Annotated in this window: 13 protein-coding genes; 8 read left to right on the top strand and 5 right to left on the bottom strand. The window is 71.3% G+C overall.

Annotation, left to right across the window (positions count from 1 at the left end; genetic code table 11):
- On the top strand, positions 1-358 hold a 358-nt coding region (locus IEY93_RS07040; RefSeq protein ID WP_189162146.1), incomplete at its 5' end, for a hypothetical protein.
- Between the two features lie 256 nt (positions 359-614).
- On the top strand, positions 615-1,064 hold the full coding sequence (locus IEY93_RS07035) for an NUDIX hydrolase (protein WP_189162145.1): 450 nt from the start codon (positions 615-617) through the stop codon (positions 1,062-1,064).
- A 108-nt stretch (positions 1,065-1,172) separates the two neighbouring features.
- Here the strand turns inward: IEY93_RS07035 and IEY93_RS07030 are convergent, their stop codons facing one another.
- On the bottom strand, positions 1,173-1,934 hold the full coding sequence (locus IEY93_RS07030) for a protein phosphatase 2C domain-containing protein (RefSeq protein ID WP_189162144.1): 762 nt from the start codon (positions 1,932-1,934) through the stop codon (positions 1,173-1,175).
- A 331-nt stretch (positions 1,935-2,265) separates the two neighbouring features.
- Here IEY93_RS07030 and IEY93_RS39295 point away from each other — a divergent pair, with 331 nt between their 5' ends.
- The 3 genes from IEY93_RS39295 (at position 2,266) to IEY93_RS07020 (ending at position 3,406) form a co-directional block, all read left to right on the top strand.
- Positions 2,266-2,400, top strand: a complete 135-nt coding sequence (locus tag IEY93_RS39295) for a hypothetical protein (RefSeq protein WP_268241537.1) — start codon at positions 2,266-2,268, stop codon at positions 2,398-2,400.
- A 51-nt stretch (positions 2,401-2,451) separates the two neighbouring features.
- Complete coding sequence (locus tag IEY93_RS07025) at positions 2,452-3,030, top strand: hypothetical protein (protein ID WP_203967923.1); 579 nt, start codon at positions 2,452-2,454, stop codon at positions 3,028-3,030.
- Between the two features lie 178 nt (positions 3,031-3,208).
- Positions 3,209-3,406, top strand: coding sequence for a transposase (locus tag IEY93_RS07020; RefSeq protein WP_189162143.1), 198 nt, complete (start codon positions 3,209-3,211; stop codon positions 3,404-3,406).
- Positions 3,407-3,431: 25 nt separating this feature from the next.
- On the opposite strand, the gene ligD is transcribed toward IEY93_RS07020, so the two are convergent.
- Entirely contained in the window at positions 3,432-4,424 is a 993-nt protein-coding gene (ligD, locus tag IEY93_RS07015; RefSeq protein WP_189162142.1) for a non-homologous end-joining DNA ligase, read from the bottom strand.
- 86 nt (positions 4,425-4,510) lie between these two features.
- Between ligD and IEY93_RS07010 the strand changes: the two genes are divergently transcribed.
- Positions 4,511-5,431: an LLM class F420-dependent oxidoreductase gene (locus tag IEY93_RS07010; RefSeq protein ID WP_189162141.1), complete on the top strand. Its 921-nt coding sequence runs from the start codon at positions 4,511-4,513 to the stop codon at positions 5,429-5,431.
- A 133-nt stretch (positions 5,432-5,564) separates the two neighbouring features.
- Here the strand turns inward: IEY93_RS07010 and IEY93_RS07005 are convergent, their stop codons facing one another.
- From IEY93_RS07005 to IEY93_RS06995, 3 genes are all read right to left on the bottom strand, one after another.
- Positions 5,565-6,215 (bottom strand): DUF6879 family protein, encoded by a 651-nt coding sequence (locus IEY93_RS07005; protein ID WP_189162140.1) that lies wholly within the window; start codon positions 6,213-6,215, stop codon positions 5,565-5,567.
- Between the two features lie 220 nt (positions 6,216-6,435).
- Positions 6,436-7,038 carry a DUF1707 SHOCT-like domain-containing protein gene (locus tag IEY93_RS07000; RefSeq protein ID WP_189162139.1) on the bottom strand — a complete coding sequence of 201 codons (603 nt, stop codon included), beginning with the start codon at positions 7,036-7,038 and terminating at the stop codon, positions 6,436-6,438.
- A 7-nt stretch (positions 7,039-7,045) separates the two neighbouring features.
- Positions 7,046-7,789, bottom strand: a complete 744-nt coding sequence (locus IEY93_RS06995; RefSeq protein ID WP_189162138.1) for a PadR family transcriptional regulator — start codon at positions 7,787-7,789, stop codon at positions 7,046-7,048.
- Positions 7,790-8,143: 354 nt separating this feature from the next.
- Here IEY93_RS06995 and IEY93_RS06990 point away from each other — a divergent pair, with 354 nt between their 5' ends.
- Positions 8,144-8,899, top strand: coding sequence for a metal-dependent hydrolase (locus tag IEY93_RS06990; protein WP_189162137.1), 756 nt, complete (start codon positions 8,144-8,146; stop codon positions 8,897-8,899).
- 284 nt (positions 8,900-9,183) lie between these two features.
- Positions 9,184-11,973 carry an aconitate hydratase gene (locus IEY93_RS06985; RefSeq protein WP_275411975.1) on the top strand — a complete coding sequence of 930 codons (2,790 nt, stop codon included), beginning with the start codon at positions 9,184-9,186 and terminating at the stop codon, positions 11,971-11,973.
- Positions 11,974-12,145: the final 172 nt, after the last annotated feature.

The following is a 12,145-nucleotide window of genomic DNA, read 5'->3' as shown; positions in this document are numbered from 1 at the left end:
GCGGACGGTCGACGCCGATGACGAGTTGCGTCTGTTCCTGGCCATCGCCGACCAGGAGAGCATCGCCGGCGTACAGAGGATCATCGCCATGGTCAGGCGGCAGGCCGAACTCCTTGAGCAGACCTACCCGGCATGGAAGATCGAGCCGACGTGCGACGCCGAGGGCATCCCGCGGGGATGGAAGGCCACCAGGCTCGTCCCGCTCACTCACAGCGAGCGAGTCTCAGGCCTCATCGGTCACATCACCCGCGACGACGTGCCCGATCTCGTCAGGGCCCTGGCTGTGCAGGACGAGATCGGCCACCGGGCCGGCTACACCCTTGGCCGGCGGAACCGCCCCGCGCTCGGCACCCCATAAGCCGGTGCGGCGGCGATCCCACCTTCCGCCGCCGCGCCTCTACGGCGACGCGACCGCGCGCAATCCCGGGTGCGGGCGTCGTGCCGCCGTTCCACATCGGGAGGACATGTGTACATCGACCTGCGCGACCTGGCCATGGTGGCCGCGGTTTGGGCCGGCCTGGGACTCACCTGGGCGATCGAATCCGGGCAGCTCCTCGCCGTGCTCGCCGCCCGCCGTCGACGGCGGGTACCTTCTGCGCTGAAAGGGGAACGTCATGACCGATCGCGTACGGGCCGTCCTGGTCACCCCCAGCGGCGCACTGCTGACGATCAAGCGGGTCCGCCCTGATGCCGAGCCCTACTGGGTGCTCCCGGGCGGCGGCGTCGAGCCGACCGATGCCTCCCTGGAAGACGCGCTCGCACGGGAGATCCACGAGGAACTCGCCGGCCAGGCCCGGGTGCACTCCCTCATCCACGTCGAGGAGATTCGCGGCGAGTCGCAGTACTTCTTCCTCGCCCGCATCGACCACTGGGACCCGACGCGCCGCTCGGGCCCGGAATTCACCGACCCCACCCGAGGCGCCTACATCGTCGAAGAGATCCCACTGACCTCCTCGGCCCTGGCCGGCACCGCGCTCAAGCCGGAGTCCGTAGGCGACCTGCTCGTCCGGCACGCCTCCGATTTGTTCCACCTGGCTGATCTACGGACTAGCCGGCCCGCGTGAGGTAAGCAACCGGCCCTGCTCCTGCAGGAGCGGGGGGCCCTCACGTGCGCGCACGCCAATCCCGGTTCGATCGTCCCGAACCGACTCATGGGACATCGTCAAGGCTCGTCACCAGCGCACCCAGGCGGCCGTGGCGTCGTCGTGCGGCTTGGCCCCACGCGGCGCGCCGTGCTCGCGCTCTGCCGCCCGCACCTGGATGATCAGCTCGACCGGGCCGGCCGTGGCCGCCGTGGCGGTCAGGTGCTCCCAGGTGCGGCCGTACCATTCGACCAGCCGGGTCACGCCGTCGGTGACCAGCAGGGCGCCGTCGAGGTCCGCCGCCGCGACCGACCCGGTGAGGGCCTGGTGGGCGGCCTCCGGACGGGCGGCGGCCACCCAGAAGCCGCCCTGGCGGTTGCGCATCGACCGGACGAGCGCCGCGCTGTAGGGCCGCCCGCCCGGCAGGTGCTCGGTGCGGTCGTCGTGGATCACCCGCACCGTGCCGTCCCTGCCGCGCAGGACCACGGGGGAGTCGCACAGCACGAGGTAGTCCACCGCAGCGCCGCGCCGGCGCACGATCGCCGCCGTGGACGACGGCGAGTCGGGGTTGTCCAGGTCGCAGGAGCCGCCGTGGCACCCCGTCACCTCGCGGATGGCGTCGGCCAGGACGTCCCGCAGGTCCGTCTCGGGACCGGCGGCGAGCCCTCGCGCGAGCCCGGTCCCGAGCCGCGCGACGTACCACGCCACGTCGTGACGGCAACCGGAGTCGGCGCCGGCCGCGGCCGTGGCCCCGTCCAGCACGACCACCCAGTCGGGACCCGCGATCACGAAGTCCTCGTTGCGGCGCCCGCCGCCCCCGGGGGCGGCGGCGGTGGAGTAGACGACGTGCACAAGACCCCCGGCACTCCTACGGCGAACACGACAGGCCCCGAACGGCCCGAGCTCACCCTACGACCACCCCGGCGCCACCGCCCATGGCATGCTCTCCCCTTCGACACCCGCATGTCGCATAATGCGGAAAAATAAGAAATCGCGCAGTCGGTCAAACTCCGAAATGTCGGCCATAAGGCTTATGTGGTAATGTTCATAAAGTTTTGTTCGAGCTTTGCCGGTGCACTAATGTCGTCGCCATGCCGTCACAAGAACATGAGGCTCTGCTGGTCCTTTCCGGAATCGCCCGGCCCTCGCGGCCGACCTGCTGGCCGGGGCATTCGGTGTTCCGGTGCCCCGATACAGCAAGGCGAAAATAGAGTCGGGAGATCTGACCGAGTTTCCCCCGGTGGAATATCAGGCGGACGCGGTCGTGGTGCTGTCCTTGGACGACACCCCGGTCCTGGCGGTCGTGGTGGAGGTGTAGCGCGGCCGTGATGGTCACAAGCGATGGAGCTGGCCGGTCTATCTGGCGGCGGTGCGCGCCCGCGCGCGCTGCCCGGCGATCCTGCTGGTCGTGTGCACCGAGTCCGCTGTGGCGCAGTGGTGCGCCACTCCCATCGAGATGGGCCACCCGGGCTGGCGTCTGGCCCCCGTGGTCGCCGGGCCGCACAACGTCCCGGTGGTCACCGACCCCCTGGCCGCCGTGAACGCACCCGAGCTCGCCGTGTTGTCGGCTGTCGCGCACGGCGGCGACGTCGAAGTGCAGGCGATCACGAAAGCGCTGCTGGCCGCACTGGAGGCCATCGACGAGCGCCGGGCCCGGTTGTACGCTGATTTCGTGCTGATGATGCTCCCTGAAGCGGGGCGAAAGCATCTGGAGGAGCTAATGATCGCCGGGACATATGAGTACCAGAGCGGCTTCGCGCGGAAATATGTCGCGGAGGGCAAAGCCGAGGGGAGGGCGGAGGCGCTTCTTTTGATGCTCGACGCCCGGGGAATCGCGGTGTCCGAGGAGGCTCGTGGCCGCATTCTCGGATGCGCCGAGTCGGCGCGGCTCGACGAGTGGATTCAGCGTGCCGTGACCGTCGAGAGCGTCGACGATCTGTTCTCCTGACCGGCCCGGGAACGGGTGATCCCGTCTGTCTCGGCGTCGCGCGACACTCCCGCGGCCCCGCGCGGGCTTGGGGCGTCGCGATGCGGTGATGGCGGTGCGGGATCACCTTGACGGGATCTCCCGCGGGCCCGAGGGGGCTTTGCCGGGCTTTGACGTGCGGTTTCTTATCCTTCCGGACATGTCACGCTGGGTGGGGGGCCAGGGGTACGAGGTCGAGCCGATCAGGCTTAACGGGCATACGTTGCTGCGGGTGCGCCAGTACGGGGTGCTGGTCGCCTACTGCCGCTCGGTCGCCGAGGTGGCCTCGTACGTGGACCTGGACGAGCTGGTCGAGCTGGTCGTCCTGCCGCGGGGGACGGCACGCGAGCACCACTGAGATCACCGGAGCGGGGAGGCGGGGGTCAGCCGGCGAGCTGGGGCGGCTCCTCCTCGCGGACGACCTCGGCGGGGGCCTTGTCGTCGCGCAGCCCGCGCCAGGACGGGTGCCGCAGCCGCCGGTCGTGGGTCCACTCGGCGTACTGCACCTCGCCGACCAGCACCGGGTCCACCCAGTGCGCGCCCCTGGCCTGCTCCCTGGGCACCGTGTCGTCGAACGGGCCGGTGGGCCGCTCCAGCGGGGCCAGCAGCTCGCCCAGTTCGCGCAGCGTCTCCTCGGTGAACCCGGTGCCGACGTTGCCGGCGTACACCAGCCGCCCGGCCTCGTACACGCCGACCAGCAGGGAGCCCATCGTCGCCGACCGGCGGCCCCGCCCGGTCGTCCAGCCGCCGATCACCACCTCCTGGGCACGGAAGTTCTTGACCTTGACCCACTCCGGAGTGCGCCGTCCGGGGCGGTAGGGCGACTCCAGCCGCTTGGCGACGATGCCCTCCATGCCGAGCTGCCGGCTCAGCCGCATGGCGTGCGCCCCGTCGTCGTGGAACCAGGCGGGCACCTGCCAGCGTGCGCCGGGGCGCACCAGGTCCTCCAGCAGCTCTCTGCGCCGCAGGTAGGGCAGCTGGATCACCGGCTTGGTGCCGACGTGCAGCACGTCGAACAGCATGAACGTCACGGGGATCGCCTGGGCCAGCTTGCGCACCCGCTCCTCGCGCCGCTGGTGCATGCGGGGCTGCAGCGCCGAGAAGCTCGGGCGGCCGGCCTCGTCGAAGGCGACGATCTCCCCGTCCAGCACCACGTCGTACCCGCTCACCGCGCCGGCGAGCGGGTACAGCTCGGGGTAGGCGACCGTGATCTCCTTGCCGCTGCGCGAGATGAGCCGCAGGGCGGCGTCCTGCACGTACGCCAGGGCGCGCACGCCGTCCCACTTCATCTCGTGGCCCCAGGCGGCATCCTCGCCGGGCGGCGGGAGCGGCCCGAGCTGAGCGAGCATCGGCGAATAAGTGGGTAGTGCCCCCATGGGCGTTTTCTTACCCGCCGGGAGGGTAAGTCCGAACCCCTATACCACCCCGGAGATTCATCGGCCGATGTCGGGATAATGTGCATATGAGATTGAGGATCTTCACGGAGCCGCAGCAAGGGGCCACGTACGAGGACCAGCTTCGGGTGGTCCAGGCCGCCGAGCGGCTCGGTTTCGACGCCTTCTTCCGCTCCGACCACTATCTGCACATGGGGGCGGATCCCGGTCCCGGGCCCACCGACTCGTGGGTGACGCTGGCCGCGCTCGCCCGCGAGACCACGAGCATCCGCCTCGGCACGCTCGTCACCGCCGCGACCTTCCGGCTGCCCGGCCCGCTCGCGATCAGCGTCGCCCAGGTCGACCAGATGAGCGGCGGCCGGGTCGAGTTCGGGTTCGGCACCGGATGGTTCGACGAGGAGCACAAGGCGTACGGCATCCCGTTCCCGCCGGTCGGTGAGCGCTTCGCCCGCTTCGAGGAGCAGCTGGAGATCATCACCGGGCTCTGGACGACCAAGCCGGGGGACACCTACTCCTTCGAGGGCGCCTACTACCGGCTCGCCGACTCGCCGGCGCTGCCCAAGCCCGCGCAGAGCCCGCGCCCGCCGGTGATCATCGGAGGCGTCGGCGCCAAGCGCACGCCCCGCCTGGCCGCGAAGTTCGCCGACGAGTACAACGTGCCGTTCCACGGCCTGGAGGACACCATCGCCGGCTTCGGCCGGGTGCGTGAGGCGTGCGCCGGAGTGGGCCGCGAGCCGATCGTGTTGTCGGCCGCCCAGGTGCTGTGCGTGGGCGCCGACGAGGCCGAGATCGCCCGCAGGGCGGCGGCGATCGGCCGGGAGGTGCCCGAACTGCGGCACAACGGCCTGGCCGGTACGCCGCAGGAGGTCATCGACAAGATCGGCCGGTTCGCCGAGGCCGGGTGCGAGCGGATGTACCTGCAGGTGCTCGACCTGGCCGACCTCGACCACCTCGAACTGGTCGCCGCCGAGATCATGCCGCACGTCTGAACACCGCCACCCGCCCCGGGCGGGTGGATGCGGTGGCCGGTCGCCCGGCTTTCGCCGGGAATCGACCGGCGGGCCACCGGCCACCGACCGCGGCCATCCGCCGGAGCCGACGGCGGGCGCGCGCCGGCGATGGTCAGGCGGAGCGCGCGCGGCGGGGCCGGGGGGCGGGGAGGGGGAGCACCTCGCGCCGGAAGTAGGGGCCGAGGTCCTCGCCCTGCTCGTACAGGGCGGCCACGGCCGAGCGGCACGCCTCGACCACGCCCGGCTCGGTGATCCGGCGCCCGCCCAGATGGGCGCCGGAGGCGTCGTACAGCACCTCGTACATCAGCCCGGACTCGAAGACGAGCAACTCGGGCAGCGGGGCGGGCCGCTCGAGGTCGCGGACGGAGGAGCCGGGCACCACCCGGATGCGCTCGCCGGCGTCCACCCGGGCCGCGAGGACGTGCAGCTCCCACTGCATGTACGGCGTCAGCGGCGTGTCGACCACGCGGACCCGGCGGAACTCGGCGTACCCGGCGTAGTCGGTGACCAGGTCGCCGCGCATCAGGTCGATCAGCCGCAAGGAACGTTCCCAATCACCGGCGATCATGGCCGCCTCCCAGCTCGCCTCGTAGGGCTCGTGGAAGTGCTGGGCGCGCTCGAGCTTCCACACCACTCCGCCGGCCCGCTCGTAGGCCGTCCTGAACTCCGGGCCGTACACCTCGGGCGGGAGGATCACGGCGTCCGCCTCGTGAACCCGCTGGAAGACGCGGCAGTCGAGGCGATCGTCGGTCATCGGTGCCATGGGCGTACTCCTCGTCGTCGGGGGGTGCGCGGCCTGCGGCGGAGTCCACAGGACGGGTGGCGCTGATCAGGGCAACGTGCGCCACCATGCCCGGACGCGTTCGAGCCGAAACCCGGGAGTGACGACGGTCGGGTGAACAGGCCGATCATGGGGCCGCTGACAAAACCCGTCAAGGCCCAAATCGGCGACCGGCCGTCGCGGCCCCGCCCCCCGGCGGAGGTCAGTAACGGCGGGCGCGCACGGAGCGGCGCGGGTGCCGGTGGCGGACCAGGCGGGCCACGACGACGACGAGCCCGATCAGCAGCGCGACCTTCAGCGCGAACAGCAACGGCGCCAGCGAGCCCGCGGCCACCGCCGCGAACAGCACGACGGCGGCGACGATCAGCGGGATCGGCGGCCGTCCGTGATGCCGGTGCGTCCGCCCGTGGTGAGCGCCGGGCATCCGCCGGAGGGCCGCGGGCCCGGCCCAGGGGACCGGCGCGCCGCCCGTCGTCCACTCCTGCGGCTCGCCCGCCCAGGGGAGCGGTCCAGGGTGCCACCCGTGGTGGCCGCCCGGACGGGGGCCGTGCCCCCACGCGCCGCGGCCACGCCGGGCGTGCGCCGAGGGCGGGGCGTCGTACGGGGCGGGGCGCGGCGCGGGGGAGGCGGGGAGGTCGGCCGTCACCCGCCGCAGCTCGCCGGCCGTGCGGGCGGCGAAGGCGGCGTCGAGCCGCTCGTCCAGCTCTTCCCGGGTGAGGCGGCCCTGCGCGAAGTGCTCACGCAGGGTCGCCGTCACCTCGTCGCGTTCCGCGTCTCCGATGCGCAGATCGTCCCGCGAGATCATCGAGGCCTCACTCCTCCGGGGCGGTGTCGCCGTCGGCCAGGATCTGGTACAGCTTGCGCCGCGTGTCGGCCAGGATCTTCTTCGCCTGCCCCACCTGGGCGTCACTTCCAGTCTGCGCGATCTGGAAGAGTGCCGCGGCGGCCTGCCGGCTCAGGTCGAACAGCTCGTACATGCCCTCCTCGATGTTCGGCGTCATGTCCTCCCAGGGGGCGCGCACCTCGTCGGGGTGCTCGGAGACGTACGCCAGCCCCGCCTCGGTGAGCCGGAAGGTCTTGCGGCCCTCGGACTCCTCGGCGAGGACCAGGCCCTCGTCGGCGAGCTGCTGGAGCGCGGGGTACACCGCTCCGGGGCTCGGCCGCCAGCCGCCCTCGCTGCGCTCGGCGATCTCCTGGATGATCTGGTACCCGTTGCGCGGCTCCTCGGCCAGCAGCGCCAGGATGGCCGCGCGTACGTCGCCGCGCTTGGCCTTGCGGCCGCCGCCCCGGCCGAACGGCGGCCGGCCGCCGCGGAATCCGAAGGGGAAGCCGGGCGGGAACGGTCCCGGGCCGAAGTCCCAGGGGGCGGGGCCCCTGCGCCCGCCTCGGTGACCCCGGCGCCGGTGCTCGTGGCCGCCCTCGTCGTCCTCGCCGTGCGGCCCGCCGTGGCGGTGGTGGTGGGCCTGGTGCAGTGCGGCCAGGGCGCCCAGTGCGGCGAGGCCCGGCCGTTTCATGCCGCGGCGCTCCCACGGAGCGCCCATCGCGAATGCGGTCATGGTGTGACTCCTCTCGTCACGATCGACCTTCGATCGTTCTCGATGCTTCAAAGATATATCGCGAACATTCTGAGAGCAACACCCGATCGCGAACCCGCGGTCCGGACGGCCGCACTCCCGGCACTCGCGGACCGGAAAATCAGTGACGCACATCACGCCTCCCGGGGAACACATCCCGGGATGCGAGCGTTAACACTGGTCGGACGGGTCGTTCCGCTCTGAGAGGGCTGGGGGGTGCTCTTGGAGCGGAACGATCCCGTCCTTTTCTTTTTCCGGCGACACGCCGAGGCCGGGACGGTCACCTCCGCCGCTTGACCGGTTTTTTGCCATAGGGTGCCGGTTCGTGATCAGCGCATGATGGGACATACGCACGCCCTGAGTGGAGCGGCCGCCTGGCTGCTGGTCGCCCCGGGCCTGGTGGCGCTCCCGGGTGTCACCGCGCTCCGCGAGATCCCCGTGCTGGGCGGCCTGGCCGGGGACCTCACCCCGATCGTGGCCAACGCGCTGTCCCCGGCCGAGCTGGTCGCCGGCGCGGTCGTCTGCGCCGGCGCGGCGATGCTGCCCGACCTCGACCATCCACACGCGACGATCGCGCAGACCTTCGGCCCGGCCACCTGGGTGCTCAGCAAGGCGGTCAACTGGCTCAGCGGCGGGCACCGGCACATGACCCACTCGCTGCTGTTCGCGCTCGCCGCGGGTTTCGGCGCCCACCTGCTCGCCGACGGCCATCCCATCGGGCGGGACGTCCTGGTCATCTTGATGATCGGGCTCGCGCTGCGCGCGGTCGGCATCGGCATCCCCGGTCGCACGATGACCTCGGCGATGGTCAACATCGGGCTCACCGCGGCGGCGTTCATCCTGCTGCGCGCCGCGCAGGTCGGCTACCTGTGGCTGGGGTTCGCGATCGCGATCGGCTGCCTGGCGCACGTGATCGGCGACTGCCTGACCGAGCGGGGCTGCCCGGTGCTGTGGCCGCTGCGGCACCGGTGGCTGCTGCCGTGGAAGATCGGCATCAAGACGGGGCGGGCGTTCGAAATCAAGATCCTCGGGCCGCTGCTGTCGGTCGTCGTGCTCGGCCTGTTCGCCCTGCGCCTGCTCCCGTCCCTCTAGTAGCCGCCCCCTTCCCGCTGGGCGCCGCCTTTCCGCCGAGACCCGTCGGTCGCGAATGCCCGGATCCGTGAGGCCGCGCTCCTGTCGTTACCCGCGAGTAACTTGATGTCGAGAGATTTCACCCGATATCTTGATGTCGAGAGATTTCTGGACGCCATGAGGTTAGGGCGACCTAACTGGCCGTCGCACTCCGCCGGTGCGGCAGGATCTATGGGGCGAACCAGGCACAGTCTGCAGACCCGTCATCTGTGGTGATGACCGGGAAACGAGGGAGGCGAGTCTCCGTGTCCGCGAACAGCTTCGGCAGCCGTGACACACTCCGCGTCGGTGACGCGGCCTATGAGATCTACCGGCTGGACGCAGTCGAGGGGTCGGCGCGCCTCCCGTACAGCTTGAAGATCCTCCTGGAGAACCTGCTGCGCACCGAGGACGGCGCGAACATCACCGCCGACCACATCCGCGCGCTCGGCGGGTGGGACCCGTCCGCGGTCCCGAGCGTCGAGATCCAGTTCACGCCGGCCCGCGTGATCATGCAGGACTTCACCGGCGTGCCCTGCGTCGTCGACCTCGCCACCATGCGCGAGGCCGTCCGCGACCTGGGCGGCGACCCGGCAAAGATCAACCCGCTGGCGCCGGCCGAGATGGTGATCGACCACTCGGTCATCGTCGACTTCTTCGGCGGCGCCGACTCCTTCCAGCGCAACGTCCAGCGCGAGTACGAGCGCAACCGCGAGCGTTACCAGTTCCTGCGCTGGGGCCAGACCGCCTTCGACGAGTTCAAGGTCGTCCCGCCGGGCACCGGCATCGTGCACCAGGTCAACATCGAGCACCTCGCCCGCGTGGTGATGACGCGCGACGGCAAGGCCTACCCCGACACCTGCGTCGGCACCGACTCGCACACCACCATGGAGAACGGCGTCGGCGTGCTGGGCTGGGGCGTCGGCGGCATCGAGGCCGAGGCCGCCATGCTCGGCCAGCCGATCTCCATGCTGATCCCCCGGGTGGTCGGCTTCCGGCTGACCGGCGAGCTGCCGGCCGGCGCCACCGCCACCGACCTGGTGCTGCGCATCACCGAGATGCTGCGCGCGCACGGCGTGGTCGGCAAGTTCGTCGAGTTCTACGGCGAGGGCGTCTCGGCGGTCCCGCTCGCCAACCGCGCGACCATCGGCAACATGAGCCCCGAGTTCGGCTCCACCTGCGCGATCTTCCCGATCGACGACGAGACCGTGAAGTACCTCAAGCTCACCGGCCGCAGCCCCGAGCAGGTCGCGCTCGTCGAGGCCTACGCCAAGGAGCAGGGCCTGTGGCACGACCCGGCCGCCGAGCCGGTCTTCTCGGAGTACATCGAGCTGGACCTGTCGACGGTCGTCCCCTCCATCGCCGGCCCCAAGCGCCCGCAGGACCGCATCGAGCTGTCGGCGGCCAAGGAGACCTGGCGCCGTGACGTGCGCGTCTTCGTGCCGGACGAGGAGGGAGCCGACGAGGAGGGCAAGGAGTCCTTCCCCGCCTCCGACGCCCCGGCCTCCAACGCCCAGGCCGACGGGCACGACAGCGAGCGGGACCGGCCGCACGCCGCCGCGAGCGCCGCCGAGACCCTCGACCGGCCGAACGCCCCCGTCCCGGTCACGCTCTCCGACGGCACCACCTTCGAGCTGGACCACGGCGCCGTGGTGATCGCCGCCATCACCTCCTGCACCAACACCTCCAACCCCTACGTCATGATCGGCGCCGCGCTGCTGGCCAGGAACGCCGTGGACAAGGGCCTGTCGCGCAAGCCGTGGGTGAAGACCTCCCTGGCGCCCGGCTCCCAGGTCGTCACCGGCTACTTCGAGCGCTCCGGCCTGACCCCCTACCTCGACAAGCTCGGGTTCAACCTGGTCGGCTACGGCTGCACCACCTGCATCGGCAACTCCGGCCCGCTGCCGGAGGAGATCTCGGCGGCGGTCCAGGGCGGCGACCTCGCGGTCACCGCGGTGCTGTCCGGCAACCGCAACTTCGAGGGCCGGATCAACCCCGACGTGAAGATGAACTACCTGGCCTCTCCGCCGCTGGTCGTCGCCTACGCGCTGGCCGGCACGATGGACCTCGACCTCGCCACCGAGCCGCTCGGCACCGGCGCCGACGGCGAGCCGGTGTACCTCAAGGACATCTGGCCCTCGACCGAGGAGATCGCCGAGGTGGTGAACTCCTCCATCGGCGAGGACATGTTCCGGCGCGACTACGCCGACGTGTTCAAGGGCGACGAGACCTGGCGGTCGCTGCCCATCCCGACCGGCGACACCTTCGAGTGGGACCCGGCCTCCACCTACGTGCGCAAGGCGCCGTACTTCGACGGCATGCCGAGCGAGCCGGAGCCGGTGACCGACATCACGGGCGCCCGGGTGCTCGCGCTGCTCGGCGACTCGGTGACCACCGACCACATCTCCCCGGCCGGCTCGATCAAGGCCGACTCGCCCGCGGGCCGCTACCTGAAGGAGCACGGCGTCGAGGTCAGGGACTTCAACTCCTACGGCTCGCGGCGCGGCAACCACGAGGTGATGATCCGCGGCACCTTCGCCAACATCCGGCTGCGCAACCAGATCGCGCCGGGCACCGAGGGCGGCTTCACCCGCGACTTCACGCAGGAGGGCGGCCCGGTCTCCACCATCTACGACTCCTCGGTGAACTACCAGGCTGCAGGGGTGCCGCTGGTCGTGCTGGCCGGCAAGGAGTACGGCTCGGGCTCCTCGCGCGACTGGGCGGCCAAGGGCACGGCGCTGCTCGGCGTGCGCGCGGTGATCGCCGAGTCCTACGAGCGCATCCACCGGTCCAACCTGATCGGCATGGGCGTGCTGCCGCTGCAGTACCCCGAGGGGGAGACCGCCGCCTCGCTCGGGCTGACCGGCGAGGAGGTCTTCGACATCAGCGGCGTCGAGGAGCTCAACGCCGGCACCACCCCCGCCACCGTGACCGTGCGGGCCGGGGACAAGGAGTTCCAGGCGGTCGTGCGCATCGACACCCCCGGTGAGGCGGAGTACTACCGCCACGGCGGCATCATGCAGTACGTCCTGCGCTCGCTGCTCGCCAAGAGCTGAGCCGACGGCCCGCCAGGGGGCGGGAGATGGAACGGCCCGGCGGGGGATCACCCCGCCGGGCCGCTTCGGTTCCGGCCGCAGGCGCGTCCCCTGAGGGCCACCATGGCGTCCCGCGTCCCGGGCGCCGCACCCGCCGTGACCTGCCGAATCTTTGCCTCGCCTGAAAGCTCCC

Origin of the sequence: Sphaerisporangium melleum, from assembly GCF_014646695.1 — a bacterium.
Lineage (GTDB): Bacteria > Actinomycetota > Actinomycetes > Streptosporangiales > Streptosporangiaceae > Sphaerisporangium > Sphaerisporangium melleum.
The sequence above is the reverse complement of the archived record's forward strand: the minus strand, read 5'-3'. Positions and strand labels throughout refer to the sequence as shown.